The following is a 26,419-nucleotide window of genomic DNA, read 5'->3' as shown; positions in this document are numbered from 1 at the left end:
ACTCGACCGGGCTCAGCCCCCTTTACGAGCCCCGGCAGCGTCCTGGTGGGCCCGTACGATCGTCGCGTCGACCGTTCGATGCCGCCCGCGCCGAGACCGTGTCGGAGGCGCCGACCGCCACGAAGTACATGGCCACGGTCGGGACGACGACTACCGTCACAATTCGGGCCAGCATCACGGCGGCGGGATCCATGTCGGCGTCGCGCATGAGCAGGAAGACACCCTGCAGAAGAGCTATGACCGCCAGGCCTAAGACGAGGCCGTTGATGAGTTCGACGGTGGCGGCCCGGCCTCGGGCCTGCCTCATGTCTTCACCAGTCATGACTGAATACAGCAATGTCGCCAGGAGCAACGCGAAAAACGCGATGAACAGGCACAACGGCGCTCCGTTGTCGGTGTTGTTCGTTGTGTGCTCGCGCGAGGTGGCCAGGGTCAGGATCAGCACCAGCGCGGTGAAGGCAAGACCGGTGAGCACGCCGGTCAACTGCGCGTAGTTCTCGGCGATCGCGGCCAGGTCGACCATGGGGTAACACGACACCGCGTCACCCTGTCGACCACACCGCCGCGGGGACAAGTCAGCACGTGCGAATCGCTGGCGGCGGGCCGGAGGTGCAACTCGGGGCAGTGTCGGATCTAGGTCAGTGGGGCGGTAAAGCGACGCATCGGTGACGGGCGCGTAACGCGATCGGCCGGATAATGCGGCGCGGGAGGTGCCTCATGACCGCATCTGTGCCGTACGACGACCCGGAGACCCTCCGTCTCGATCTGCTCGACGGTTTCTGCCTGCGCGTGGGCCATACGGCTGTCGAGGTCAACGAGCTCGCGCAGCGCCTCATCGCGTTGCTGGCGCTCCGCCGCCGGCCGGTGCGCCGGGCGGTGATCGCCGGGACGCTGTGGCCCCAGAAGGCGGAGGCGCGCGCGTCGGCCAACCTGCGTTCGATCCTGTGGCGTTTGAACGGCGCCGGATCTCCGCCCGTCATCACGTGCAGCGGCTCGACCTTGGCCCTGAACGATCATGTTCACGTCGACGTAATCGTGCTCGAACAGTCCGGTTGGGAATTCCTCGACGGCAGCCCACCGCCGGCCACCGGCCTCGGCCCCGAATCGCTGTCCCGCGAGCTGCTGCCCGGGTGGTACGAGGACTGGGTCATCGTGGAACGCGAGCGTCTGGGGCAGCTCCAGATCCGCTTCCTCGAAGCCCTGGTCGACCACCTGCGCCGTGGCGGCAACTTCACGCGGGCCATCGACTACGCGATGCGCCTGGTGGCCACCGACCCGCTGCGCGAACGCAGCCAGATCGCCCTCATCCGCGCCCTCGCCGAAGAAGGCAGCTGGGGTCGGGCCCGCTGGCAGGCCGACCAATACCGCCGGCTGCTGCACAAGACCTTCGGGCCGGGCGCCGCGGCGTCCTTTGCCGCCGCGCACCCCGCGCTGTTGTCGTTCGATCGGGAGCTGGCCCGGCGCTGACGTTGCGGAGGCCGTAGGTGGGATCCGAGAAGACGCTCGACCGGGCGCGGACCGGGGCGGCCCGGGAGGTCGCGCCGGAACCGGGCCGGGCCGCGCGGGCTCCGCAGCGCCGCCAGACCGGTGGGGCACAGGCCCGGTCCCGGCGCGCGGCCTCGTCGTCGGGGGCTTCGGGGGCTCCCGTACGCCTTAGTCCCGCCGCCGCCTCGAGGGCGAGTGGGCGGGCCGGGGTCGCGCCCGTCCTGCCAGTGCCGCGCGTGGTGATCGCATCGGCCAAGTCGGGCGGTGCGGGGGCGGCTCGGTTCGCCGGCGCCGGCGCTGCTGCTGTGAGGCGTGCGGAGCCCGGCCCGGGGGCAATTCACTCGGGTGCGGCTGAGAAGGGTGCCCTTTCGGCGGCGGGTGGGGCTCCCCGCCCGGCTGCGGGGACGAGTTCGTGGGCCGGGGTTGTCGCTGCGGGTGCGGGCACGGGAACTGCTGGCGCGGGCGCGCGAACCGCTGGTGCAGGGTCGGGAACAGCTGGTGCAGGCGCGGGAACGGCTGGCGCGGGTGCGGTAGCTGCTGGAGCAGGAAAGGCTGGCGCGGGCGCGCGAACGGCTGGAGCAGTGGCCGGAACGGCTGGCGCGGGTGCGGCTGGCGCGGGTGTGGGAGCGGCTGGTGCGGGCGGGCGAATGGCTGGAGCAGGGGCGGGAACGGCTGGCGCGGGCTCGGGAGCGATCGCGGCGAGCGCCCTGGTTGGTGGTCGTGATGGGGTGCAGCCCGTTGATAAGCCGAGCGCGCGGTCCGGTGGCGGTGCGCGATCCTCGGGCGCGGCGGCGAAGGGATCAGACGGTAAGCCGGCCCGCGGTGGCCGGGGAGACGCCGGCGTGGGTATGGCCGGGCCTGCTGCTGCGGAGGGGGAGAGGCCCTCGGCGTCCGGGCCGAAACGTGCCGGGCTGCTCATGCCGGAGCCGCCCGCCGGGCCGTCGCCGGCGGCGGTTCGCCGTACGCAGGCGGTCATCAAGCGTGCCTCCGGGACCGCGCGGGCGCACGGTGCGTTGCCGCCCGCGGCCGCGCAGGTCGGCGACGCCCGGGAGGCCGTCGTGCCGCCGCCCGCCGAGGGGGTCGCCAAGGCGCAGCAGCAGTTGATCGGCGCGGTGCGGGAACCGCCCAGCCCCGAGATCGTCGCGCTGGGGAAGCGGATCCGGGAGGTCATCCGGTCCAAGCGGCCGCCCGACGAGGACGCGCTGGTCGAGGCCAAACCGGAGGAGGCGGCGAAGGAGGCCGGGAGCGCGCTCAACGAGAGCATCCAGGGCGAGACGAGCCGCGTCGAGGGCAGCTACGAGGCGATGGAGCAGACGGCGCAGCCGGCCGCGCCGCCGCCGGGCACGGAGCTGCCGCCGCAGCCCGCCGTCGTCGCGACCGCGCCGATCGAGGCCACGGCGGCCGTGCCGGATGCCGTACCGGCCAAGAATGTGTCGCTGACCGAGGACGCGACCGCCACCGCCGAGCGGATCAAGTCGGCCGGCATGACCACCGAGCCGGCCTCGCTCGTGCAGACCGGGCCGGTCGCCGAGGCCCGCGCCGCCCAGGGCGAGTTCGACCAGTTGGCGGCGGACGGTCCGGCCCGCATCCTGGCCCAGCAGCGCGAATCGCTGGCCAAGGCCGAGGCGGACATGGCCGCGCTGCAGGTGCAGGCGGTGACCGCGCTGGAGACGTCCCGGGTCGGCACGGCGACCGGCGCCACGACTCGGCAGCGCGGCATGGTCGGCTCCGAGGAGTCGATGCGCGCGGCGGCGTCCGAGCGTGCCAACCAAATCTTCAAAGACGCCCGTACGAAGGTCATGCCGCAACTGAAGGACCTGCCGAGCACGGCGATGGCCAAGTGGGACGCCGCCAAGGTCCTGCTCTCGACGGCCTTCAAGAGCGACCTGAAGGTGGTCAGCGACCGGATCAGCAAACGGCACAGCGGCGTCGGTGGCTTCTTCGTGGGTGTCGGCGACTTCCTCACCGGACTGCCGGGCTGGGTGGAACGGGACTACACAACCGCCGAGACCAAGTTCGCCGACGGCGTCGTACGGCAGCTCGAGGATCTGTCGAGCGAGGTCAACACGATCATCGCGGCCTGCAACACGATCATCGAGACCGCGCGGACTGACATCAAGACGATCTTCGACGAGCTGCCGGCGTCGCTGCAGGAGTGGGCGGCCGGGCAGCGGGCCGCGTTCGACGGTCAGCTGGACCGGCTGCACGAGGACGTCGAGGCGACCCGAACCGCGTTCGTCAAGGATCTGAAGCGCAGCTCGACCGAGGCCGTCGACGAGGCCCGGGCCGAGATCGCCGAGGCCCGTCGCAAGGCGTCCAGCCTGCTGGACCGCATCATCGGCGCGGTCACGCGGTTCCTCGACGACCCGATCAAGTTCATCATCGACGGGCTGCTGGAACTGGTCGGCATCCCGCCGGCGTCGTTCTGGGCGGTCGTCGCGAAGATCAAGAAGGTCGCCGGCCAGATCGCCGACGACCCGCTGGGCTTCGCCGGCAACCTGTTGAAGGGTCTGGCCGACGGGTTCGGCGCGTTCTTCGACCACCTGGGTGGCCATCTGCTGCGCGGCTTCGTGCAATGGCTGCTCGGCAACGTGAAGGACATCGCGATCCCGACCGAGGTGACGCTGCGCAGCGTGGCCACGTTCTTCCTGCAGCTGATGGGCATCACCTGGGCCAACATTCGCAAGATCCTGGTCAAGCACGTCGGCGCGAAAAACGTCGCCCTGGCCGAGAAGGTCTGGTCGATGCTGTCCACTTTCATCGACAAGGGCCCGGATGGCATCGTCGAAATGATCAAGGAGAAGCTCGACCCGAAGAACATCGTGGACGAGGTGATACGCAGCGCCGTGGAGTTCATGACCGGCGCCATCGTCAGTCAGATCGCCGCGCGGATCCTGCTGCTGTTCAATCCGGCCGGCGCCATCCTGCAGGCGATCGAGGCCATCTATAAAGTGCTGCGCTGGATCTTCGAGAACGCCGCCTCGATCTTCAGCCTGATCGAGACCGTGGTCGACGGCGTGGTGGATCTGCTGGCCGGCAACACCACCGGCTTCGCCGCGGCCGTCGAGAAGGCCCTGGCCGGGATGGTCCGGCCGGTGATCGCGTTCATCGCCGACTACACCCGGTTCCGCGACCTACCCAAGATCGTCGCCGAGAAGGTCAAGAGCATGCGGGAATGGGTGCTCGGCATGGTCGAGAAGGCCGTGGTGTGGCTGATCGAGAAGGGCAAGGCGCTGCTCGAATCGCTCGGACTGCGGAAGAAGAAGGATCCGAAGGGCGAGAAGTACGACGGGACGATCGGCGAGACCGTCCGCTGGTCGGCCGAGGGCGAACACCACCAACTGTGGATCGAGGTGGTCGGCGACAAGCCCGAGATCATGATGGCCAGCGATCACAAGGGTCCGGTACGCCAGAAACTCGACGAATACCGGGTCTCGGCCGCGAAACTCAAGGACAAGGGCGAGGAGGGCGAGCGCAGGAAGCGCGCCGAGACCGCCATCGGCAGCGCCGACACCAAGCTCGCCGTAACGCTGGCCGCGGCGAGCGCCGCCATGGCCGCGGCCAAGAAGGCGGAGGGAGATAAGTCCGAGCTCAAGGCCAAGGACGACGAGGCGGAGAGCTGGGAGGAGGCGCTGTGGCCGGAGCTACAGACCATTCAGATCGCGCTGCGTGTGATTGAGCTTCCGGAGACGGAGATCAAGCCCACGTCGGGGGCCAAAGCGTCCAAGGTCACCGCCGAGCCGTTGTCTGACGAGGGTAAGAAAGGCAGTGCACCGCGCGGTCGGATGCTCGGCTGGGACCACGTCGTGTCGATCGACCGGATGATGGTGAACAAGAAGCGCGGAGTTTGGGGCGTGGGTTACTGGGTCGCCGGTCACCTCGTCAGCGAGAAGCTGCACGGCCCCGGAGATCCGTTCAACACTGTGCCGCTCCGCAAGAAGCACAACGCAGAGATGGAGCAGGAGATCGAGTCGGACAGCAAGGAAAGGATCGCCCAGGAGGAAGTGCTCTATTACTCGGCACGGGTGGAGTTTCACAAAGGCGACATTGTCGAGAATTTCCCTCGCCGGATCGAGATCGAACGCGGAACGATGCGCTACCAGGGCAAGAAGTGGAGGAGGGCCGACCCGCTGTCCGGCTTCAGTCTGGACAACATCAAGCCGCCGCCGCTGGCAGCCACGGCGAGGCCGGACCTCAATGATCTGCGGCGTCAAGGTTTGCTTGACCGCCACGTGCCCCAGCGGTTTGCGATGGCCGTCGAGGACGAACACGACGACGGCGGTGACTTCGCCGGCCTGGACGACTTCGTCAATCGGATGACTGCCGTCTACATGGGCCGCAAGCGTCCGACCGAGGGAAAGTTGGACGAAGGCATAGCGTCGATCGTCAGCCTTCTCCTGGCCAAGAAGATCACCATCGGGGAGAAGAGCGATGCCGACGACGAATGACCTGGCGAGCGCCATGACCGGTCTCCGCGACGTGATCGGCCGGATGGACCGCGACAAGCGCTTCGACGTGACCTTTTCCGAACACCCGGTTTGGGACGACGACGACTTCGCCGACTGGGACGACTGGCTTCACCGGCAGCCCGGCCTGGAGTCCTACCGATCACCCGGTTTCGTGTCCGAGATCTATGGCGTGACCGGCGGCTTCGACCTGCACTGGCGTTACCACCCCGACGGGCCGGATCTGCTGTCCGGATATGCGGGCGTCGTCTCGCTGTTCGGCCTTTACCGCTGGGACGAGGAGCATGAGATCCCGGTGGCCGAGCTGTTGACCGAGCGCCGGCAGTTTGACATCGCGACGGAGGACATGACGGGCGCGGTGTGCCTGCTTGACACGTGTGGTGAGGTCGGCTCGATGGTGTTGCGCGAGGACGGCGCGACCACTCCGCTGCCGAGTGGGATCGGGCCAGTTGAGTATCTGCTGTGGCTGGTCGAGTGGCGGGCCGTTGAGGGATGGCAGCGCACGCTCGTGGGCGAGAACATGGCGAGGCTGGCGCTGCCTGACAAGTTCTGAACGTGTGCTGTTACGGCCTTAGGCCCGGGGCGGCTGGGAGGCCCTGGCGCTGGAGTTCGGTTCGTACGGCCTCGTCTACGTCCTCCGTGGTCAGGTGGGTGGTGGCGGGGTCGCGGGCCAGGGCGACGAACGACGCCGTCACGACGACCTCGCAGATGGCGGCGGCGGACAGGCGATAGCTTTCGGCCGCGGTGGCGATTTCGGCCGGGGTCAAGTCGTGGGGGACGCGGCTCAGCGCCAGACCCCACAAGCGGCGGCGGCAGTCCTCGTCGGCCGACGGAAAGTCGATCACCGTGGTGATGCGGCGGCTGAAGGCCTCGTCCAGGTTCTGGCGCAGGTTGGTGGCCAGGATGACCACGCCCTCGTACTCCTCGATGCGCTGGAGCAGGAAACTGGTCTCCTGCATGGCGTACCGGTCCCGGGCCTCCGACACCGTGCCGCGTTTGCCGAAGACCGCCTCGGCCTCGTCGAAGAACAGGATGGCGGGGGAGTCCTGCGCTTCGGCCAACACCCGGTCCAGGTTTTTCTCGGTCTCGCCGACCCACTTGCTGACCATTTGGGACAGGTCCACCCGCAGCAGGTCGCGGCCCAAGTCGCGGGCGATGAGGCCGGCGGCGAGGGTCTTGCCCGTGCCGGAGGAACCGCAGAACATCGCGACCAGGCCCCGCGTGCCTTTCGCGCCCGGGCCCAGGAGGCGGTCCACCCGGGGCCGGTTCCGGATGCGGTCGCGCAGCGCGAACAGCTCCCGTTTCTTGTCGTCGGGCAGGACGATTTCGGCCAGGGTCATGCCGGTCGGGGCGCCGCTGGGTTTGGCGATGCTCATCAGGCGGCGCGACGACAGGCGGCGGCAGGCTTCCCGCAGGTCGTCCGCGGTCGAGTCGGCTGGGGCGGCCTGATCGCGCGCGACCCGTACGGCCTGGGCGATCTGGGCCGGCCCGAGCAGATAGGTGGCGGCGAGCTGGGCGGGATCGGCCGAGGTGAGGCCGTCCAGGTGGTGGGCCCAGTGCGCCTCACGTGCGGTCAGATCCGGCGCGGGGCAGGACATCCGCAGGTACGGTCCCGCGTCCTCGTGCCGCGGCGGCGGGTCCCACGGCTGGGCGTGGTCGACAAAAGTGGGCGCGGTGTGGGTGGCGGCGCGCGCCAGCAGGTCGGCCCACAGGCGGTCGTCGTCGGCGGACGTGCCGGCCACGGCCTCGCCGCCCCGCCACAGCACGGCGGCGCCGCGCAGCCGGGCCTCCCGATAGACGTCGCGGGCCAGTTGGCGATCGGGCGGCTGCGCGCGCAGGTCCACCCGCAGCAGCGGAACGTCCAGCTCGGTGGCCACAGCCCGGGCCAGGAAACCGCGGCCGCTGCCGGGCGGTCCGAGCAGCGCCACCGTCGCGCCGACGGGATGCCGCCCGAGGACCTCGACCAGCATGGCGACGCGCCCCGACGCGTCGTCACCGGCCTGAGGAAAAGGCGGGGCCGGAGGGGTAGGTGAGGCCGGAGTGGAAGGCGGGGTGGAAGGGCTGGGGAGAACGACTGTCACCAGCGGGGCCAGGCGGGAGTCGAGGTGGTCCTGGCCGCCCAGGTAGGCGGCGATCCGGCCGTCCAGCAGCACCGCCCGGGTCGACAGGCCACCCTCGGCGGGCTCGCCCAGGGCGACCAGCCGGTGCCGGATCAGCGGGCTCCCCGGCGCGAACCGGGCCCGGAACGCCGCCAGCCCGCCGGCCCCGGGGCGCAGGATCTCGGCCAGCACGCCGACCGGCGGGACCTTGCGCCACTCCTCGTCGGCCAGGTACGCCAGCACCCGCCGGTAGCGGGCGTCCAACTCGGCGAGCAGGCAGATCAAGATCACGTCCAGGTCCGTACGGTTGAGGTCGAACGCCTTGTGCAAATGGTCCACGCGCAGCTCGACGCCGTCGGCCGGGCGACGGATCATGATCTGCGCGGCGATCGCGGTGCCCGCCAGCATGTGGGCGTGGGCCTCGGGCGGGCTGTCGTCGTCCATCGGCTCGGTGAACGAGTGCGCCAGATAGTTCACCAGCTCCTCGTCGTCCAGGATGCCGGTGCCCCAGCCGGTGGCCGGCCGCAGATCGGCCAGGGCGGTGCGCCAGCGTTCGACCTGGGCCCGCACCAGCAGCTCGACCCGGCGCAGCTCGTCGGCCAGATGTTCGGCGCTGGTGGCGTACGGTTCGTCGCTCATCCGTCGTCCTCCACTACGAACCGGATCGTCCGCCCGCCCAGCACGGTGTACGTGTCGAGCGGGTCGAGGTATCCGGCCAGCCGCAGCACGATGTCGTGCGGCCGGGCCGGCAGACGCACGTCCACGTTGCCGCCGGTGATCCGTACGGCGGCGGGCCGCCGCACCATCGTGGCCAGCAGGAACGGGACGGAGGCGGCGGCGAACCCGGGTAGCCAGCGCGCCCACGCCTGCAGGGCCGTCACCGCGAGCAGGTCGACGCCGAGCCCGTCCGGGTCGGAGGTGGCCGGTCCACCCAGGGCGGCCAGCGCGTTGGCCACGGCGGCGGTCAGGTCCGGGTCGTCGGCCGCCGCGGCGCCGGGCACGGCGAACGGCAGCACCCGGCCCGTACGGTCGACCGTGACGGTGGCGAACCCATCGGCCTGGTGGGGCACGGTGACGTGACGGCACGGCGGTGCGTACGGGAGCTCCGGCGTCTCGAAGGGTTGCCGGCCGGTGCCCGCAGTCTCGGCGATCAGGTCGAGAAGCGGGTCGTCGCCGCGGCCGCTTCCGGTCCAGCGCCGGAGCACCGCGGAGAGCAACGGCTCCCCGCCGACCGGGGCAAGCAGCGACGTGGTCAGGCCGAGGCCGAGCAGTCCGCGCAGGACCAGCAGTCCGGCCGCGGTGGCCGAGGGCACGGGCTCGTCGAGGGCCGTGGGAGCCGTCGTGGCCGTCCGGCGCAGGGATCGTACGAGGGAATCGGTGGTTTTTGCCGGCTGACGCAGGAGGTGCGCCACGTAGTCGACGGCCAGCTCGTCCCCGGCCCAACGGGGCGCGTGCCGGACCAGGGTGGCCATCACCCGCGCCACGTCGGCCGCGACGTCCGGCCCGGCCGAGTTCAGACGCAAAGCGGGGTCGGCGGCGGCGGTGGTCAGGTCGGCTCGCAGTCGCTGGACGCGCGGGGTCGCCGCCGTGGGTGGACCGGCGGTGGGGACAGCGCGGCCGTGGACCGCGGCCGTGAAGGCGTCGTGGTCGAACCAGTCGTGGTCCTGGACCACTGGCACCGGATCGGTGTCGCGCAGCAGGGCCCGCACCGCGGCGCCGACCGCGTGGCCGAGGCTGCGACGGTCCCGCCAGTCCGGTGGCGGTTCCGCGGCCGCCAGGACCGCCGCCAGCCGCTCCCGCTCGGGTGGCTCGAGCGGGACCGAGACGATCGCCGCGGCCGTCCGGACCAGGGGCAGCCAGCGGTCGGCGACCGGGCGGGCGGCGTCACCGATCAGGGCGGGCAAGTCGTCGCCGAGGCGGGCCAGCACCGCGTCCAGGCCGGCCGGGCCGGGCAGGGCGGCCAGCACACGCCAACGGTCGGCGTGGTGATCGGCCAGCAGGGTGGCCGTGTCGATCGTCCAGTCCGGGCGGCAGTAGCGGCGGAACGGCTCGTAGTACCAGCGGTTGTCGTGCCCGGCGAGGGCGTCCCGTAGGAAGGCGGCGACATACGCCGGACGGTCGCGGAACCGGACCACCCAGTCGTCGTCGAACGGGTGGTCGCGCAGCATCGTGGCCACCGCCGACGCGATCGCGCGGGGCAGGACATCGGCCGCGCCGGGCCGGCCCAGGCCGATCACCGTACGGCAGGAGACCGCGCGCACCACGATCACCTCGGCCCCGCCGAACGACGGCGCGAGCGCGGCCAGCATCCGATCCCGCGCGGGTTCCCCGGTGAGGACCCCGGCCACCTCGGCGCGCGGCGACCGCTCGGCCCCGACCACGCGGGCGGTCAGGTTCAGCTCGCCGACGGTGGCCTCCATCAGTTGATCGGACTGAACGTCGGCGCGGCGAACAGGGAGAGCAGGCTGTTCGGCTGGATCCCGGCCAGGAACGCCTTGGCCTGGTCGCTGAGCTCGGCCTGCTGGACCGACGCGGCCTCGAGGTGACCCCGGACGATCAGGTTCCCGGCGATCACCATCGTGCCGTGCTCATCGACGACCAGGCTGGGGGTGAACTCGCCGTCGCGCCAGGCCCCGACGACCAGCCGGTTGGACACGCCCGCCTCGCCCGGAGGCAGCGCCACCCGCAGCTCGTGGACGACCCCGTCGGCGGCGTGACCGATCGACCATTCCGGCGTCACCGGCGCGGCCGGGCCCGCCAATGCCGACGCCGACGTCGGGGTGGCATCCGATTCCTCGGGCACGACGGCGACCGACCCGCCCTGGAGCACGAGACCCCCCTTGACGGTCAGCGGAAGTCCGAGGTGGACGCCGGCCGCGTCCACCTCGACCTGGGTGTCCGGCCCGGGGACACCGATCCGCAGCGTGCCCGCAGTCGTCGCGCCCAGGTCGAGCCAGGTGTCGCCGGTCGGGGCGGTGACCTTGGCCCCGACGAGGCCGGCGTACGGGCGGCCGGCCATCCGGATCTCGGGCGGCTTGTCCGGGTTGAACAGGTCGAGGATGATCCGGCCGAGCAGGATCGGCCAGCGGCGGGCCGGGTCGTCCGGTGGCAGGGGCCCGCTGTCGGCGGCGTCGTCGGGCGGGGTTCGCGGGTCGGCGTCGGAGGCGGGCCTCAGCTCGATCGCGGCCGTGTCCCGGATCCGGTCGAGACCGTCGCCGCCGGACGCCAACGGGACCTGCGCGTACACCAGCCAGACGTCGATCGCCTCGATCCCGCGCAGCAGGAACGTGCGCACGTCGAGCGTGCGGCGGACGTCGAGCACGACGTCGCGCCCGTACCCGTCGATCGCGTGGCCGTCCTGGACCACCTGCTCACCGTCGGAGTCGAGGATCTCCAGCCCCCGTACGATCCCCCACGAGTGCGCGGTGCGGTTGTGCGTCCGGTGCGCGGCCAGGTGCTGGACCTGGTCGGCGACGAAGTCCGAGGTTCGCAGGATCCGGCCGTCCTCGAACACGCTGCGGCTCATAGCGGCTCCTCCTCGGGTGGGGGTTCCTCCTCGGGCGGCGGGGGGCCGACGACCGCCACGGTGACCTGTTGCGCCATCAGCTCGCCCCGGAAGTCGAACGCGACCACCGCGACCGTGACGGCGGCCTGCTCCTCGGGCGCCAGCGGCGGCTCCCATACCACCGCGTACTCCGACAGGAACGCGGTGTTGTCGGGTGGGGTCATCCGCCCGAGGTGCACGAACAGCCGCTGCTGCTGGACGCCGCGGCGGGCGTCGATCGCCGCGCCCCAGTGGTTGATCTGACGGTCCGGATGGACGTGCGCGTTGATCCGGGTCGCCGCCGCGTCGGACAGCTCCGAGGCCTCGGCGGTCAGGCCCAGCCCGCCGGTTCCGGATCCGTCGGCGACGGCCAGGATGCGTTCGGCGACGGTGTCGGTGATCGCGGCCGCGAACCGGGGATCGGTCGGGTCGGCCGGGATCGGGCCCTCCGAGGCGGTGCCGGCGACGTGGAGATCCCCGGCGACCGTGACGTCCCCTCCGGCGTCGACCTCCAGGACCGACGCGTCGCCGAACCGGACCGCGACCCGGTTGGCCGACAGCGACGCGCCCGGCGGGGCCTCGAGCTCGACGCGCAGCTCGCGGGCAATTAGGCGGTTGTCGTCGTCGCGGATCTCCACCGGCCGGATCGTCCACGGCGTGGCCCGCTCGGCCGGCGGCCCGGCCTGGGTCAGCCGCAGCACCCCGGTGACCTGGACCGGCGCGGTGCTCGTGAGCGGGCCGGCCATCCGGTGCCCGGCCGGGGTGAGTACGACGGCGTCGACCGCCCCCGGCGTGGAGAGCCGCACCGAGCGGCCGGGATCGTCGGGCACTAGCACGGCCGACGTCGTGCCGTCCGGCGCGACGATCCCGGCCCCGGACATGCCCGGGCCGGGGTGGGCCAGACGTACGTGGGTGTCCAGGTCGGCGGTCCGGTCGGCCGACTCGCGGTTGAGGTCGGCCACCCGGACCCGCCGGCCCTCCCGGAAGTCGGCGCGTTCGCTCACGACGGCCGTCCGAGAAGCCGCTGAGCATCCTCCTGGACCTCGGCCGGGTCGGTGGCCGGCGGCATCAGCGGGCTCAGGCGCTCGATGGAGGCCGTCACGACCGCCCGCGGGGTGGAGATGCCGACCCCGCGCAGGGCGGCCGCCGTCTTGGGCCCGACGCCCCGAATTTCCTCCAGACCCGGCTCGGTAGCGGGTGAAGGCGGAGGCTCGGGTGAAGGCGGAGACTCCGCCGACGGCTCGAAGACCTTCCGGGGCGCGGAGTGGAATCCGAGCACCCGGATTCCCAGGCATGGCGTCGCCACCAGTATCGGCGTCGGCGGATCGGCGGACGGCTCCCAGGCGATCAGGTCGGAGGCGTCGAGAAGCGTCAGCAGTGCCGAGGCCGTTTCCCCCGGGTCGAAGATCGTCGCGTCCACCTGCCCCGTGAGGCCGTGCCAGCGGGCCCGGACCTGATCCCAGCGCTGCCAGACGTACGAGGTGAGGCCGACTTGACCCGGTGCGACCGGGTGCGGCGGCGTCGGCCCCAGTTCCCGGCGGTACGGCGGGTACGCGTCGATCAGCGTGACCGCGCACCCCGGACGGCCGTCGGCGTCGTCGGACCGCCGCAGCCAGATCCGGGCCAGCCGCACGCCCTCGCCGGTCGTGCACTCCTCACAGCCCGTACGCAGGAGCCGGTGCCGCCGGAACACGACCAGATCCAGCAAAGCCTGCACGGCGTCCGGCTCGTTCGTGGTCCTCAGCCGGGGCAGCCAGTCGCAGGGCGCGTCGCCGGCCTCCCGGCTCAGCCAGTGGACGATGCCGGACGAGCCGCTCGAGGCGACACCCTCGTCGACGAAGCGGCGCACCACGTCGTGGCACTCGTGGTATTTCAGCTGCCACGCCTTGGCCGCCTCGAACAGCGGGTCGGGCATGTCCGGGGCCCACGGCACCACGCGGGACCGCACCGCGACCCCCTCGCAGACGCGGGTGGTCGTGACGTGGTCGTCGTCGCACCCGCAGCTCTTCAGCAGCTCCGGCACGGCGTCGGACTCGGCGGCGTCGAGGTAGAGATCGACGACGACATCGCCGCAGGGCTGAGGAGGGGACGGCAGATCGCCGTGGCACGGCTCGGCGCAGCGGGACAGGTCGGTCTCGATCGGGGCGGTCACCACCAGGTCGGCGCCGGCCGGACTCACCCCGTACCCGGAAAGGATCTTAACGGTGCCGGGACGGCCCGGGACGCATCGCACGTCCAGGCCGCACGCCACACCCCAGCCGTCGTGATAGCGCTGCAGGCCGAGCCGCCCGCGGGTCCACTCGACGAGCGCGGTCAGATCGTTGTCGGACAGCACCATCCCGCGGCTGAACCGCGGGCGCTCCAGGCGTTCCAGGTCGACGTTCACTTGTATCCCTCCTTGGCGCCCGTCACGAGGAACCAGCTGCGGAAGACGCCGCCGCGGACACCGTCGCCGGAGGGGAACGAGCCGAAGAAGTCGGCGTCGACCGGCCGGCCGTGGCAGTCGTGGACGAGATCGCCGTACAGGGTCACGAAGATGGCGTCGCCGACGATGCCGGGCTGGCCGTCGCGGCGGCGCGACACCCGCAGCGTGTCCGGGTCGATGGTGAACACCGCGACCCGGCCCTCGTCGTCCAGGCGGGGCGGGTGGTCGGAGTCGTACGGGACCCGGGCCCGGTTGCCGGTCGAGTCCTCCACCTCCACGACGAACGTGAACGGGTTGATCCCCCTCGCGGTGTCGTCGCCCTCGGCCAGCGGGCGGTCGAACTGGATGCGCAGTTCGCCGCCGTCTGCGACAAGGTCGGAGACCGGCCGGTCGGCGCCGTGCGTCCAGTTCGTGCCGACGACGCGGGTAAGGTAGCCGGCCGGGGGCGGCAGCGCGCGGCGGACCGTGCGCGGCACGCCGTCGGCGTCCACGTCCACCCGCACCGTGCCGTCCGGGCCGCGGCTGAGCAGCGCGATCGGCACGCAGTCGCCGAGGTCGCATGCCGGTTCGAGGCAGTTCGGATCGACGCAGTCCGGGCCGCCGCAGCGGTGGTCGGCCGGCGCCGCCTTTGGGTGCAGCAGCGCGGACCACGGATCGTCCGGGTCGCCGGTCGGCACGTGCAGCTCGAACGCGGCGCCCTCGACCACCCGGCCGGGCTCGTCGGGGGCGGCCCCTGCGCAGTCGCCGGTGATCGCCGGGAGCGGGTCGGCCAGGCACTCGTGGTAGCGGACGCAGAGGATCGCCACCCGATCCTGCTCGCTGGTCAGCTCCGGGGTGGCTTCCCAGCGCACGCTGTCCGGCGTGGACCGGACGACCTCGCGTCCCTGGCAGTCCAGGGCGATGCCGGGGGAGACCGTGACGACATCGCCGCAGCCGGGCCGGCCGTCCGGGCGGACCTCGAACCCGCAGACGACGCCCCAGCCGTGCAGCAGCCGGTGGTGGATCCGCCGCCGTCCCACGTGGTAGTCCTGCTCGGCGGTGAGGTCGTGGGCGGTCAGGAACCGGCCGGTGAACCACCGCAGCCGGGATGTCGGAAAAGCGGCCGCCCAGGTGGCGGCGCTGCCGGTGGCTCGGCGCATCAGCTTCCTCCTTCGCAGTTCAGATCAGGACCGTGTGCCCGCCGGCGCGGGCGCCGCGTCCGACGGCCGGCGGGCGGGAGCGGCCGGTGTCCAGGCGCAGCCCGGCGCCGAGCGGCGGTCCGGGATCGCCGGGCGCGGCCAGGCGGGCGGGCGGCCGGTCACCCAGGTACGTGTCGACCCCGAGCACCCCCTGCACGCCGACGACGGCGCGCGGGTCGATCAGGGTGAGCTCGTGCCCGACGTGCGCCGGCTTCTCGGCCTCGACGAGGCGTTCGAACCGCTCGCGGGCCTCGGCGTCGGCCAGCAGCGGGCGCGGCACGACAACCCGGAACCGGTGAGCGTGCACCCGGAACCGGTCGGTGATCGCGTCGCCCACCGAGACGAGGGTGATCCGGTCGTGACGGCCGGGGTTGCCGAGGCGAGGCCGGTCCACCACCGAGTCGCTCCACAGGCCGGGCCCGGCGGGCAGTCGGGTGTGCCCGAGGGTGGCCGACGGGCGCTCCCGGAAACCCTCGACGAGGGCCGGGATGCCCTCTGGCAGCGTCCGGCCGAGCGCGGCCTCCAGGTGGGTGCGCAGCAGGGTGCGGATCGCGGCCGGGGTGCCGCGCCGCGAGTAGGCGCGCGGGACGGCGGCCAGCATGGCCCGGCGCTGAGCCGCGGTCCCGCCGCGTTCCAGGGGCACGCCCAGTTCGGCGGCCAGCTCGTCCAGCAGCCGGTCCGGCGCCGAGGTGGGGGAGAACCGGGTCGGCAGCGTCCGGATCCGCTGCTCGAGCGCGTCCAGCTCGGCGCCGAACAGGGCCAGGAACCGGTGCAGGAAGCCGGTGGTCTGCTCCTCCGCGCGGTAGATGGCCGGCAGGAATTGGTCCAGCGACGGCGTCTCCGGCTCGACCAGCAGGCTGCCCAGCACCGGGGTGGCCCAGCCGTCGCCGGTCAGCTCGATCTGGATCCGCAGATACCGGCCGCGCCCGGCGAGCACCGCGTAGTCGGCGTCGACCGCCGAGTCGGCGTCGGTGCGGGGTTGGGCCGGCCCGGTGATGACGTGCGGGCGGCTCCAGCCGTCCCGGGGCACGTCGGCGCCGAGGTCGTCGGCGTATGTGCGCAGGACGATCGAGCAGCCCGGCGGCACCGGGCCGGCGGCCGTGAGCCGGTGCCACCGGCAGCCCAGGATCCGGCTGTCCACCGGGGCGCTGGTCCAGAGGCCGGAGGCGGGGTGGCGGGGCGGGCCGGGCGGCTCGCCAGGGTCGACGGGACTTTCGTGGCCGGTGGCGTCGTACCGGGTGGAGGCGTCGGCCCCGGCGAGCCGGAAGCGGGCCGGGACGCGGAACCGGCCGGCGTGGTCGACCGGCACCACCGGGTCCGGGAACACGGCGTCGTCGGCGGCCTCCCACGTGCCGCCGGTGTGCCGGACGACCGTCCCGTCCTCGGCGAGGAGGCAGACGCGGCCCTCGGTGTCGGCGGCGATCCGTCGCCATTCGGTGCCCAGGGCCGCCGGCGGCCGCCCGAGCGAGCGGAATCCGGCGTACGCGACGCCGCGATCGTCCAGCAGGAGCAGCACGTTGCCGGCTGCCGCGACCGCCCGCGGGCGCCGGTGGCCCAGGTCGAAGCGGAGCCGGACCGTACGGGTCCGGGCGTTCAGCACGACCACGCGGTGGGAGTCCGGGTCGGCCACGGCCAGGTCGTCGCCGGCCGCGGCGATCGTGGCGCGCGGCCCGAACCGCCGGTCGTCCCAGCCGTCCGCGCCCCAGCCCGGCTCGGTGCGGAACCGCCCGCCGACCGCGTCGAACCGGCGCAGCCGCACGTGGGGCCGGTCCAGCAGCCACAAACGCCCGGGCCCGGCCGCCAGGAAGCCCTCCGGCGGCGCTCCGCCGGGCAGTTCCGGCAACGCCAGCCCGCCGCCGGCCACCACGACGTCGTTCGCCGTGCCGGTCGGCCAGGGCAGCCAGCCGCGGCCGTACCAGCGGGAGCCGGGCACCACGATCGCCGCGCTCATCGCGCGCCGCCGGGCCGGATCGTCACGTCGTGCTCGCGGCCGGGCGCCACGAGCTGGTCGGGATCGATCTCAACGGCCGCCGAGAGGTCCAGGCCGGACCGGCCCGGGATGTCGACCTGCAGGGACCGTACGCCGACCACCCCGGCGGTCTGCTGGATGACGCCGAACAGCGAGGTGGGGAAAAACGGCCGCCCGAAGTTGGCGCCGTCCGGGGTGAGCGCCCGGTTGATCCGCTCGAGGATCTCGGCCTTCACCGCGCCGGTGGCGGCGTACGGGTCGGCCTCGACCACCACCGTGACCGTCACCTCGACGAACCGCGCGCCGCGCACGTTCAGCTCGGTCCCGATCGGGCGCACCGGGTCCAGCGCGGCGCGGACGGCGTCCAGCAGCTCGGGCGAGGCCACCGGCGGGCGGTCGTCCGCGCGGACCAGCACGGCCACCAGGACGCAGCCGGGGATCGGGGTGCCCGGGTAGTCCGGGTGCCGCTGCCCGATCGCGACCGCGTCGGCCACGCCGCCCACCTTGCGGGCCAGCTCCCGGTAGTCGGCCGCGGTGACCGCCCGTTCCCGGGTGCGCAGCCGCGAGCCGGCGTTGCGGCGCAGATCGTCGGCGGTCTCCTCGTCGCGCCCGCCGGTGGCGGCCCGCAGGTTGGTGACCGATTCGACGCCGGGCGGCGCGGTCTGCAAGCCGGTGATGCCGCTGGCCGGGACGTTGGCCAGCGCGGTGCCGCCGTACCGGTAGCTGACCAGCACCTCGAACCCGGCGATCGGGACCTGGCCGGTGCGCCCGTCGCCGAAGCGCAGCTCGCCGCGCGCTGCGTCCAGCTCCAGGTGCCGGTCCTGCCGCCCGGACGTCGCCAGGCTCCGCACCACGGTCCAGAGGGTGTCCGGCCCGGGACCGTCGGCGTTGGCCGGCACGACGTCGACCGTGACCGAGCCCGGGTCCGGCAGCACCGGGCGGTTCCGCAGCCGGATCACCTGGGAGGTGCTGCCGTCGCTGATCCCGGCGCGTTCGGCGGTCACCGTCGTCAGGCTCTGCGCGGGCACGGTGTTGTACCGGATCAGCTCGACCACCGGCTCCATCCCGGCCGGATAATTGCCGGCGTCGAGCCGGCAGCGGATCCAGTGCATCGGGCGCTCCTCGTGACCGATCCCGGCCACAGCGGCGCTGGCCGGCGGCCCGTCGATACGCAGGTAGCCCCGCCGGGTGAAGCCCCGCGAGCCGTCGTCGTACAGCGCGAGCGGCGTCCAACGGGGATCGACGGCGCTGGAACGGAACTCCCACTGCGTGCGGACCCCGGTCGCCGGCGTGTCCCGGCCGGGTTTCGGGTCGACCAGCAGCGCGATCTGCTCGGGGAAGCCGACCGGTCCCTCGGCCGGGCCGAAGCCGAGATAGAGCGCGTTGCCGCGGGCCGGGGTGAAACCAAAGGGCCGGAATTCCCCGTACGCCGCCTCGTCGCTCGCGATCACGTGGAAGCCCGACGGCCCGGCCACCTGGAGACTGCGCAGCCGTAACGGGATCAGCTCGACCGCCTCGCCGGTCTCGAACACCACCGGGCCGTCATCGGTGGACGCCGACGAGTCGACCCGGGCGCCCGCCGGGACCAGGATCGGCCGGGTCTCGCCGTCGCGGACGATGAACGTCAGATCCGCGGTGGCCGGCGCGGCCGCCTCCGGCGCGATGCCCAGCACGTCTAGGAACGTGAGCAGGCTGCGCTCGGGGGTGCGGTTGAGTCGGTACCCGATCGTCTCGGTCAGCCAGGCGAACAGCTCGATCAGCGTCACGCCAGGGTCGGAGTCGTTCCAGTCGGTCCACTCCGGGGCGTACCGGGGGATCCGCCGCAGCAGCTCCTCGCGGATCTCGTCGAAAGTGCGGTCGTCCAGGTCGGGCGGGTCAGCGGACACGGTCGCCACCACCCAGGCCGACACCCTCGTTCAGGACGTACGGGTAAACGATGTTGAGCGCCGCGTTGTTGGCCCTGATCCGGCACGAGATCGAGATCAGCAGCCGGCTCGGGTCGGTGTCCGCCGCCTCCACGTCGACGACGAGCACGTCCACGCGCGGCTCCCAGCGGGTCAGCGCGTCACGGACGTCGGCCGCCAGCACGCCGCGCAGGGCCGCGCTGTCGGCCGCGAACACTTGGTCGTGGATGCCCGCGCCGAAACCGGGCCGCATGGGCCGTTCGCCCTTGGCCGTGCTCAGGATCAGCCGAATGCTCATCGCGATCTTCTCCGCGCCCTCGGCGTAGCGGGGCGGGCCGTCGATCGGGAACGCCCAGCCACGACCCAGGAATTCGGGGGACGTCATACCGGTCACCCGCCGATCCGGACCGTGCCGGACGCGACGACCCGGGCGGCCGGGTTGGGCGCCGGATCGGCGCAGGTGCGTGCGGCGTCGCCGGACCGGGCGGCGGCCTTGCCGTTGATCCGGACCGTCGAGCTGCCGGCGGTGATCGTGCCCCGGTTGTCCGGCGGGTTGACGAACGTGCCGCCCGAAGGGACGTGCGGCGGGGTGTTGGTGGCGACCGAGCCGGTGGTGGCGGCCGCGCGGCCCTCGATCCGTACGGTGGTGCTCAGACCCTCGGTGAGCGGGCCGCTGAACGCGTGCGGGACTGGTGTCGGTGGTGGTGGCGGCGCGCCGGGCGGCTGGATGATGTGCAGGTCGGTCGCCACCACCCGGTCGCCCTGCTTCGCGGCGGGCAAGCCCATGACGGCCTCCTAGTTGATGTCCACGGACGAGCCGCGCAGCGTGAGCCGGCCGCTCGCCTCGATCCGGATGTCGCCGGTCGCGGTCACGCGCAGGTCGCCGCCGCTCTTGACGGTGACGTCCCCGGCCGCGTCGACGATCACGTCGCCGTCGGTGGCGGTCACCTCGATCCGCCCGTTGGCCGGGTCGAGCACCACCTGCTGTTTGCCGCCGGCCGCGATCAGCTCGATGCGTTCGGCCCGATCGGTGTCGTCGAACCGCAGGACGTGTCCGCTGCGCGTGACGATCTGGCGCAGGTTGTTGTCGGTCGCGTTCTGGTCCGGCGGGGGCGGGTCGGGCACGCTCCAGACCCCGCCCAGCACGTACGGCCGGCGCGGGTCGTCCTTCTCGAACCCGACCACCACCTCGTCGCCGCGCTCGGGCCGGAAGAACGCGCCGCGGCACTTGCCCGCCCCGGCCGACACGACGCGCGCCCAGTTGGACAGCTTGTCGTCCAGGTGCGGCAGCTTGACCCGGACCCGGCCCAGCTTCTCCGGGTCGTCCAGGTCCTCGACCACCGCCACCACCATCGAGTGCTCCGCCATGTCAGTTCCCCTTGACCTCTTCGCGCCGGCAGCCGAACTGGGTGGTGTAGCCGCCGTCGCCGATCGCGTGCGTGGTGTCGGTGACGAAATACCGGCCGGTGAACCGCCGGCCCAGCCCGCCGACCTCGATGACGCCGCCGGCCCGCAGCCTGGGCAGGCCGACGGTCGAGCCGGTCGCGGTGACCAGGCCCTTGGCGATGCGCTGGAGGATCTCGACGGCGAGCCGCTTGGCCTCGGCCGGGCTCTCCACGACGCGGTCGGCGACGATCTCCTTGCGCTGCTCGTACGACTTGCGCGCGCCCAGGACGTCGGTGGCCAGCTCCCCCGGTTTCGCCTTGTATTCGATCTTCTGCTTGCGGATCGGGTCCCACCCGCGGACGACCACCTCGCCGACCTGGTGGGCGGTGGTCAGCTCGGGCTGGAACTCGATCAGGGAGCCGCCGTAGACCAGCTCGTACGTGGGCCGGGGAACCTCGGTCGACGGGCCGAAGAACAGATGGTCGTTCTGGGTGACGAACAGGTCGTACCCGTTGGCCCGCGCCCGTTGCAACAGGAACACAATGTCGTACGCGTTGTTCTGCAACAGATAGGCGTGCCGCGGCTCCCGCTGCGGCTTGGTGTCGACCTCGATCCCGAGCCGCCGCCCGACCGCCTCGGCGATCTCCGAGTCCGTCCGGTCGAGGTACGTCTCCGACCGCTCTTCCTTGCGCAGCCGGTGCAGCAGGTTGAGCCCGCTGACGGTCAGCGTCGGCTGACCGGCGGACGGGAACGACGGCCGTAGCGAGGTGATCTCACCGGTGATCATCTTTTCCAGCCCGTGGCCGCCGCGATAGCCCATCCACAGCTCGATCTCGGTGCCCGGGTCGAACCGGGTGTCGTCGGCGTACTTGAACGACCGGTTCGCCGCGTCCCAGTTGTTGATGACCACGTCGAAGTTGTCGACATCGGTCAGGCTGTCCTTGTACGAAACCGAGATCACGTCGCGGATCACGTCCGGGGCGGCGGGCCGGCCCCGCATCCGCAACTCGAACGCGGGCACGTAGAAGTCGCCCTTGGTGGCGATCGACGTGACGATCGGGGCGGTCATCCCGCACCGCCCGCCGGCACGCTCGGCACCACCAGCGGGAAGCCCACCGGCGGGGCCATCGGGTCCTCGACGGCCGGGTTGGCGTCGGCGATCCGGCGCCAGAGCCGCGGGTCGCCGTACTCGGCCGCGGCGATCAGCGCGAACGTCTCGCCCTCGGCCACCGCGCGCGTCTTGGTGTGATCCGGCGACTGCAGGTTCAGCTCGGCGAGCTGCTCCTCCAGCGTCTTGTATTCGCGCAGCGCGACGGTCAAGGTGGCCCGCAGGGGCAGGCCGGCCGGGGAGAACAGCGTGAACTTCTGGTCGACGGACTCGACGATCGCCTTGAACGACAGTCCGGCGCCCCAGGTGAGCCGGATCCGCGGCGGGGCGTGCGTCTTGGGCTGGATCTTCACGAGCTGGTAAAAGCTGTTGGTCAGCGTGCGGACGTCGGCCGCGGTGGCCCCGAGCCCGGCCGCGGTGGTGTCGAAGAAAAGCTCCAGCTTGAGCGTCTCGGACTGGCCGCGGATGAACTGGAGCACCGGGGCGTCCAGGCCGGGAATGGCGATCTCGGCGATCTGGGCGCCCTTGGTCAGCGTGTATTCGGCCGGGTTGAACTCGACCGGGATGACCCGGAGCAGGCCGCGGGCGGGATCGACGGCCTCGGCGTCGAGGATCTCGACCAGCGCGTGCGTCAGCGCCACGTCACTCACCCCCACAGTCGGTGGAGCACAAAGCGCCGGGCCGAATGGTGGTGGCCGCGCGGCTGCGCCTCTGGTCGCGCTCGCGGGCGGCCAGCACCCGCAGCACGGCCTCGGCCAGCTGGCGCAGCTGACGTTCGCTCAGCGGCAGGTCGCCGTCGTACACGGTGACGTCGGCGTTGATCGAACCGATGTGCAGGGGCATGGCTCAGTCCCGCCGATCCAGGCCGTGGTGGGCCAGTTCCAGGGTCTCCACGGCGACCGCGTTGCCGGCGGCCGACAGCTCGGGACCGGTCCACTTCACCGGCAGGGCCCGCCGGAACTCGAACCGCAAGTCGGCCCGGGCGCCGGAGGCGTCGTGCACGAGCACGGTGCCGCTGCGGAACCGGACCAGGCCGTGCACCAGGTCGGCGTGCCAGTCCCAGAGCGACCGGTCGACGATGCCACGCTTGAGGACCAGATTCTGCTGTCGGCTGCGGCCCGGGAGCTTGTGCACGAACTCGTTGAGGCCGCCCTCGGCGAAGTCGAGGAACTCGGTCTCGGCCGTCAGCCCGCCGCAGTCGGAGAACCCGCCCACCGGCAGGTCGTCGATGCGCACCTCGAACCGGAACGCGACGAACGGGTCGGCCCGGCTACCGGTCTCGGCCACGGTCGCCTCCGTCCCCGCCGGTCCGCGTGTCCGCCCCGGCCAGGTCGATCCGGATCACCACGAACTCGGCCGGCGCCGGGGGCCGCAGCCCGATCGTGGCGACCAGCCGGCCCTCGTCCGCGCCGGCCGGGTCGATGGTCACCTCGTACGCCTCGGCGGCGGTCGCGCCGGCCAGGCCGCCGGCGCGCCACAGATCGTCCAGGTACTGCCGGATCAGCCGGTCCAGGTCGGTGCGCAGCGCCTCCGCGTCCGGCTCGAACACCAGCCACGCGGCCTCGGCCGCCAGCGCGCGCTCGACCGCGCTGACCAGCCGGCGCGCGTGCAGGTAGCGCCAGCGGGCCTCCCGGCTGGTGGTGCGGTCGCCCATGACCCGGATGCCGCGGCCGGGCATCGCGCGGATCGCGTTGACGCTCGCCGCGTTGACCCGCCCGTGGCGGTCGTCGTCGACCGGCACGGTCAGCCCGACCACCCCGGCCACGATCTCGTTGGCCGGCGGTTTCCACGGCCCGACGGCAAGGTCGCAGCGGGCGATCACCCCGGCCACGTGGCCGCACGGCGGGACCGCGATCACCTCGCCCGATCGGGCCGGGTCGGGGATCCGCAGCCACGGCCAGTGCAGCGCGGCGAAGGGGGAGTGGAACCGGTCGCGCCACGCGGTGACGGCGTCGACGTCGGCGTCCGGGTCCGGGTGGTGCAGCAAAGCGATCCGGTCGCCGCGGGCCTCGCAGGCGGCAGTCAGCGCGGCCTGCGCGTCGGCGACCGCGTCCGGGTCGGGGTCGACCAGGTCGGGCAGGGCGACCAGCCCGATCTCCTCGATGTCGTCGAACAGCCCGGCCCCGGCGACCAGACCGGCCGTCGTGACCGTGCCGTCGTCCCCGCCGCCGAGCGTGACCCGGAACGCCACCGGCGGCCGGTCCGCCCCCTCGAGCACCTCGGCCGACACCAGCGCCGACACGGTGACCGCCGACGAGGCCTCGGCCCCGAAACGCTCCGGCAGCGTGCCCACGGTCTGGTCGCGCCACACCTCGGTCCGGCCGTCGGCGGCGGCCAGCGACAGGGTGAAGCGTGGCCCGCCGGTCGGCCGCAGCGTGACCGTCAGACCGTCGGCCCAGCGGCCCGGGCTGCGGGCGGTGAACCTGATCCGCGGGCCGTCCGTCGTGGTCGCGGTGGCCGACCGGGAGTCCCGCGCGGTGCGGACCACCCAGCAGGTGCGGCCGCCGTTGCCGAAGAAGCCGTGCACCGCGTGCGTCAGCCGGCCACCGGGCGGCGGCGGGCCGAACAGCGCGTCGAACTCGGCCGCCGCGGCCAGCCGTTGCGGGCGGCCCACCGGCCCCCGGACGGCCGCGCCGACGAACCCGGCGATGTCGCCCCCGGCGCCCAGCGCGGGGCGGAACAGCGGGCCCGCCCACTCCACGGCCACCCAGGGCGCGGTGAGCACCGGCCCGACCGGCGCGCGGCCGGTGGCCCGGCCCCGCAGCAGTGGTGACGACCCGCCGGGCGCGGTCATTCGAGCACGATCCCCTCGTGGGCGATCTCGAGCGACTCGATGGCGACGTCGTTGTTCTTCGCGTTCAGCGCCGGGCCCTCCCACTTGGACGGCCAGCCCTCGCGGAAGGTCCACTGCAGCGCGGGCTGCCTGGCCTCGTCGAGCAGCTGGATGGTCCCGGACTTGCGCTGGGTCCGGCCGGTGATGACGAGCTTGCGCCACTCCCACAGCTCGCGGGACTGGGTGTAGCCGCGCTTGAGCGTGATGTTGGTGTATTTCGCCTTGCCGGGCAGCTTGCGGACGGTGATGTCCTCGTTGCCGTTGCGGTACTCGATGATCTCCTGCTCGGCGGTCAGGCCGCCGGCCTCGGCGAAACCGCCGACGATGACGCCGTCGATCTCGACGATGAAGTTGAAGGCGGAGTACGGGTCGTCGCGGTCACCGGTTGCGGGCATGATGCGCTCCTTTGCGTGCTCAAGCGACCGTCTCGGAGGTCTTGTGGCTGTAGCGCAGGATGACGAACTCGGCCGGCCGGACCGCGGCCAGGCCGATGTAGCAGACGAGCTGCCCGGTGTCGATCTCCTGCTGGCTCATGGTGGTGCGGTCGCAGCGCACGAAGAACGCCTCCTCGGGGCGGGTGCCCATCAGCGCCCCGCTGCGCCACACGCTGGTCAGGAAGTTGGCGATGCTGCGCCGGACCCGGTCCCACGTGGCCTCGTTGTTGGGCTCGAACACCACCCACTGCACGCCTTCGTCGACCGACTCCTCGACGAAGATGAACAGCCGCCGGACGTTCACGTACTTCCACTGGGCGTCGGCCGACAGCGTCCGCGCGCCCCAGACCCGGATGCCGCGGCGGTCACCCCGGAAGTCGCGGCACACGTTGATTCCCCGGGGGTTCAGGATGTCCTGCTGGCGCTTGTTGACGATGAACTCGAGCGGCTTGCGGTCGCCGGGCAGATCCCGTAGCACGATGCCACGGATGTCGACGTTGGCCGGGGCCTTGTGCACACCCCGGGCGATGTCGGTCCCGGCGTAGATGCCGGTGATGTGCCCGCCCGGCGGGACGAGCAGGGTGTCGGTGCCGCTCGGGTCGAGCACCCGCAGCCATGGGTAGTAGATGGCCGCGTACGAGGTGGTCAGCGGCGGACTAATCCGGCTCGCGTCGCCCTGCCGGCCGTCCACCTGGAGCACGGCGAACCGGTCGCGCAGCTCCTCGCACTGCGTCACCAGCGCGGTGCGGATGCCGTCGCGGACCCCGCCGTCGATCGCACCGTTCACCTCGTCCGGCATGCAGAGCAGCGAGATCTCGTCGATCTGGCCCAGCCCGTCGATGCCCCGCGGCGGGGTCTCGGCGCCCCGGAACTCGGCCAGCGTCAGCGGCGCGACGCCGTCCGCGCCGCCGTCGAAGGCCGTCCAGCCCCCTCGAGCCGGGCGGCCGGGCGCGACGGTCGCGGCGACCAGGCACGAGTTCTGCAAGGCGGTCAGCACGTAGTCGGGGGAGGCCGGGTCGGCCGACAGGTCGTCGAAGTCCTCCACCAGATCCGGGTCCGGCGGCCGGGGCCGGGTCGGGTCCGGCGTGGCGAACGGGTCGACGGTCTGCTGCGCCGCGGCGTAGACGACGAGCTGGAGCCGGAACCGGGTCGAGTCGGCCCGGGTCGGATCGGCCGCGTCGCGCCGGCTCGCCTCGATCACCCGGGCGAACAGGCGGTTGTTGAGGTTGCCGGGGCCGATCGCGATCAGCGCCAGACCCGCGCCCTCGCCGGGCAGGACGAGACTCGACAGCACCGCGTCCGAACGGGTCACCCGGGTCACGAACAGCCGACGGCCACCGTTGTCGAAGAAGCCCTGCACCGCATACGAGAGGTAGGACACGTCGGGACCGACCGGGTTGCCGAACCAGCGGGTGAACTCCCGGGCGCTGGTGATCAGCCGGACCGTCTCCGGGCCGCGGTCGGTCAGCCCGGCCATGCCCGCGGTGCTGGTGCTGACGCCCTCGATCGGCACCGGGCCGGTGGCGATCTCCTCGGTGTAGACGCCGGGGGCGAGGTATTCAGGCATGAGCGCTCCAAAGTGGTCGTA

22 protein-coding genes are annotated in these 26,419 nt (G+C 72.5%); 3 read left to right on the top strand and 19 right to left on the bottom strand.

Annotated elements, in window-relative coordinates; genetic code table 11:
* Positions 1-22 precede the first annotated feature (22 nt).
* Positions 23-523, bottom strand: a complete 501-nt coding sequence (locus KXC43_RS42920; RefSeq protein WP_221382030.1) for a hypothetical protein — start codon at positions 521-523, stop codon at positions 23-25.
* A gap of 194 nt (positions 524-717) precedes the next feature.
* Here KXC43_RS42920 and KXC43_RS42915 point away from each other — a divergent pair, with 194 nt between their 5' ends.
* The 3 genes from KXC43_RS42915 to KXC43_RS42905 all read left to right on the top strand — a co-directional run bounded on the left by KXC43_RS42915 (position 718) and on the right by KXC43_RS42905 (position 6,504).
* Positions 718-1,467 (top strand): AfsR/SARP family transcriptional regulator, encoded by a 750-nt coding sequence (locus tag KXC43_RS42915; protein WP_221382029.1) that lies wholly within the window; start codon positions 718-720, stop codon positions 1,465-1,467.
* Positions 1,468-2,402: 935 nt separating this feature from the next.
* The gene (locus KXC43_RS42910) at positions 2,403-5,933 is read left to right on the top strand and encodes a hypothetical protein (RefSeq protein WP_221382028.1); all 3,531 of its coding nucleotides are present in this window, start codon (positions 2,403-2,405) and stop codon (positions 5,931-5,933) included.
* A 13-nt stretch (positions 5,934-5,946) separates the two neighbouring features.
* Positions 5,947-6,504 carry a hypothetical protein gene (locus tag KXC43_RS42905; protein WP_221382027.1) on the top strand — a complete coding sequence of 186 codons (558 nt, stop codon included), beginning with the start codon at positions 5,947-5,949 and terminating at the stop codon, positions 6,502-6,504.
* 10 nt (positions 6,505-6,514) lie between these two features.
* On the opposite strand, the gene KXC43_RS42900 is transcribed toward KXC43_RS42905, so the two are convergent.
* Genes KXC43_RS42900 through KXC43_RS42815 form a run of 18 tightly spaced genes read right to left on the bottom strand, consistent with a single transcriptional unit; the run spans position 6,515 to position 26,398 of the window.
* A complete protein-coding gene (locus KXC43_RS42900) occupies positions 6,515-8,689 on the bottom strand; it encodes an AAA family ATPase (protein WP_221382026.1) in 2,175 nt (724 codons plus the stop codon).
* Complete coding sequence (locus KXC43_RS42895) at positions 8,686-10,470, bottom strand: serine/threonine-protein kinase (RefSeq protein WP_221382025.1); 1,785 nt, start codon at positions 10,468-10,470, stop codon at positions 8,686-8,688. The genes KXC43_RS42900 and KXC43_RS42895 overlap by 4 nt, the downstream gene beginning before the upstream one ends.
* On the bottom strand, positions 10,470-11,576 hold the full coding sequence (locus KXC43_RS42890) for a hypothetical protein (protein ID WP_221382024.1): 1,107 nt from the start codon (positions 11,574-11,576) through the stop codon (positions 10,470-10,472). Before KXC43_RS42890 ends, KXC43_RS42895 begins: the two co-directional genes overlap by 1 nt.
* Entirely contained in the window at positions 11,573-12,598 is a 1,026-nt protein-coding gene (locus tag KXC43_RS42885) for a hypothetical protein (RefSeq protein WP_221382023.1), read from the bottom strand. Before KXC43_RS42885 ends, KXC43_RS42890 begins: the two co-directional genes overlap by 4 nt.
* The gene (locus KXC43_RS42880; RefSeq protein WP_221382022.1) at positions 12,595-13,980 is read right to left on the bottom strand and encodes a helix-hairpin-helix domain-containing protein; all 1,386 of its coding nucleotides are present in this window, start codon (positions 13,978-13,980) and stop codon (positions 12,595-12,597) included. The genes KXC43_RS42885 and KXC43_RS42880 overlap by 4 nt, the downstream gene beginning before the upstream one ends.
* The gene (locus KXC43_RS42875; protein ID WP_221382021.1) at positions 13,977-15,158 is read right to left on the bottom strand and encodes a hypothetical protein; all 1,182 of its coding nucleotides are present in this window, start codon (positions 15,156-15,158) and stop codon (positions 13,977-13,979) included. The genes KXC43_RS42880 and KXC43_RS42875 overlap by 4 nt, the downstream gene beginning before the upstream one ends.
* A gap of 19 nt (positions 15,159-15,177) precedes the next feature.
* Positions 15,178-17,148: a phage tail protein gene (locus KXC43_RS42870; protein WP_221382020.1), complete on the bottom strand. Its 1,971-nt coding sequence runs from the start codon at positions 17,146-17,148 to the stop codon at positions 15,178-15,180.
* Positions 17,145-19,052: a putative baseplate assembly protein gene (locus KXC43_RS42865; RefSeq protein WP_221382019.1), complete on the bottom strand. Its 1,908-nt coding sequence runs from the start codon at positions 19,050-19,052 to the stop codon at positions 17,145-17,147. The genes KXC43_RS42870 and KXC43_RS42865 overlap by 4 nt, the downstream gene beginning before the upstream one ends.
* Positions 19,042-19,455 (bottom strand): GPW/gp25 family protein, encoded by a 414-nt coding sequence (locus KXC43_RS42860; RefSeq protein ID WP_221382018.1) that lies wholly within the window; start codon positions 19,453-19,455, stop codon positions 19,042-19,044. The genes KXC43_RS42865 and KXC43_RS42860 overlap by 11 nt, the downstream gene beginning before the upstream one ends.
* Positions 19,456-19,460: 5 nt before the next feature.
* A complete protein-coding gene (locus KXC43_RS42855; protein ID WP_221382017.1) occupies positions 19,461-19,856 on the bottom strand; it encodes a PAAR domain-containing protein in 396 nt (131 codons plus the stop codon).
* Between the two features lie 9 nt (positions 19,857-19,865).
* Entirely contained in the window at positions 19,866-20,438 is a 573-nt protein-coding gene (locus KXC43_RS42850; RefSeq protein ID WP_221382016.1) for a phage baseplate assembly protein V, read from the bottom strand.
* Position 20,439: 1 nt separating this feature from the next.
* On the bottom strand, positions 20,440-21,525 hold the full coding sequence (locus tag KXC43_RS42845; RefSeq protein ID WP_221382015.1) for a phage late control D family protein: 1,086 nt from the start codon (positions 21,523-21,525) through the stop codon (positions 20,440-20,442).
* Positions 21,522-22,205 (bottom strand): CIS tube protein, encoded by a 684-nt coding sequence (locus tag KXC43_RS42840; protein ID WP_221382014.1) that lies wholly within the window; start codon positions 22,203-22,205, stop codon positions 21,522-21,524. Before KXC43_RS42840 ends, KXC43_RS42845 begins: the two co-directional genes overlap by 4 nt.
* Before the next feature lies 1 nt (position 22,206).
* Entirely contained in the window at positions 22,207-22,407 is a 201-nt protein-coding gene (locus tag KXC43_RS42835; protein WP_221382013.1) for a hypothetical protein, read from the bottom strand.
* Positions 22,408-22,410: 3 nt separating this feature from the next.
* Positions 22,411-22,851, bottom strand: a complete 441-nt coding sequence (locus KXC43_RS42830; RefSeq protein WP_221382012.1) for a phage tail protein — start codon at positions 22,849-22,851, stop codon at positions 22,411-22,413.
* Entirely contained in the window at positions 22,835-24,358 is a 1,524-nt protein-coding gene (locus KXC43_RS42825; RefSeq protein ID WP_221382011.1) for a phage tail sheath family protein, read from the bottom strand. Before KXC43_RS42825 ends, KXC43_RS42830 begins: the two co-directional genes overlap by 17 nt.
* Positions 24,355-24,792: a phage tail protein gene (locus KXC43_RS42820; protein ID WP_221382010.1), complete on the bottom strand. Its 438-nt coding sequence runs from the start codon at positions 24,790-24,792 to the stop codon at positions 24,355-24,357. Before KXC43_RS42820 ends, KXC43_RS42825 begins: the two co-directional genes overlap by 4 nt.
* 19 nt (positions 24,793-24,811) lie before the next feature.
* On the bottom strand, positions 24,812-26,398 hold the full coding sequence (locus tag KXC43_RS42815; protein ID WP_221382009.1) for a phage tail sheath family protein: 1,587 nt from the start codon (positions 26,396-26,398) through the stop codon (positions 24,812-24,814).
* Positions 26,399-26,419: the final 21 nt, after the last annotated feature.

Source organism: Paractinoplanes polyasparticus (genome assembly GCF_019710575.1).
In the GTDB taxonomy this organism is placed as follows: domain Bacteria; phylum Actinomycetota; class Actinomycetes; order Mycobacteriales; family Micromonosporaceae; genus Actinoplanes; species Actinoplanes polyasparticus.
Note: the sequence above shows the minus strand (reverse complement) of the source record. Positions and strands in the feature narration are given on the sequence as shown.

Excerpts from the sequence above, each read along its gene's own strand:
- KXC43_RS42825 (WP_221382011.1), bottom strand. The coding sequence starts at position 24,358 with ATGACCGCGCCCGGCGGGTCGTCACCACTGCTGCGGGGCCGGGCCACC.
- KXC43_RS42860 (WP_221382018.1), bottom strand. The coding sequence starts at position 19,455 with ATGACGTCCCCCGAATTCCTGGGTCGTGGCTGGGCGTTCCCGATCGAC.
- KXC43_RS42845 (WP_221382015.1), bottom strand. The coding sequence starts at position 21,525 with ATGACCGCCCCGATCGTCACGTCGATCGCCACCAAGGGCGACTTCTAC.
- KXC43_RS42920 (WP_221382030.1), bottom strand. The coding sequence starts at position 523 with ATGGTCGACCTGGCCGCGATCGCCGAGAACTACGCGCAGTTGACCGGC.
- KXC43_RS42915 (WP_221382029.1), top strand. The coding sequence starts at position 718 with ATGACCGCATCTGTGCCGTACGACGACCCGGAGACCCTCCGTCTCGAT.
- KXC43_RS42850 (WP_221382016.1), bottom strand. The coding sequence starts at position 20,438 with ATGGCGGAGCACTCGATGGTGGTGGCGGTGGTCGAGGACCTGGACGAC.
- KXC43_RS42870 (WP_221382020.1), bottom strand. The coding sequence starts at position 17,148 with ATGAGCGCGGCGATCGTGGTGCCCGGCTCCCGCTGGTACGGCCGCGGC.
- KXC43_RS42820 (WP_221382010.1), bottom strand. The coding sequence starts at position 24,792 with ATGCCCGCAACCGGTGACCGCGACGACCCGTACTCCGCCTTCAACTTC.
- KXC43_RS42835 (WP_221382013.1), bottom strand. The coding sequence starts at position 22,407 with ATGCCCCTGCACATCGGTTCGATCAACGCCGACGTCACCGTGTACGAC.
- KXC43_RS42890 (WP_221382024.1), bottom strand. The coding sequence starts at position 11,576 with ATGAGCCGCAGCGTGTTCGAGGACGGCCGGATCCTGCGAACCTCGGAC.
- KXC43_RS42910 (WP_221382028.1), top strand. The coding sequence starts at position 2,403 with ATGCCGGAGCCGCCCGCCGGGCCGTCGCCGGCGGCGGTTCGCCGTACG.
- KXC43_RS42815 (WP_221382009.1), bottom strand. The coding sequence starts at position 26,398 with ATGCCTGAATACCTCGCCCCCGGCGTCTACACCGAGGAGATCGCCACC.
- KXC43_RS42895 (WP_221382025.1), bottom strand. The coding sequence starts at position 10,470 with ATGGAGGCCACCGTCGGCGAGCTGAACCTGACCGCCCGCGTGGTCGGG.
- KXC43_RS42855 (WP_221382017.1), bottom strand. The coding sequence starts at position 19,856 with ATGGGCTTGCCCGCCGCGAAGCAGGGCGACCGGGTGGTGGCGACCGAC.
- KXC43_RS42875 (WP_221382021.1), bottom strand. The coding sequence starts at position 15,158 with ATGCGCCGAGCCACCGGCAGCGCCGCCACCTGGGCGGCCGCTTTTCCG.
- KXC43_RS42900 (WP_221382026.1), bottom strand. The coding sequence starts at position 8,689 with ATGAGCGACGAACCGTACGCCACCAGCGCCGAACATCTGGCCGACGAG.
- KXC43_RS42905 (WP_221382027.1), top strand. The coding sequence starts at position 5,947 with ATGACCGGTCTCCGCGACGTGATCGGCCGGATGGACCGCGACAAGCGC.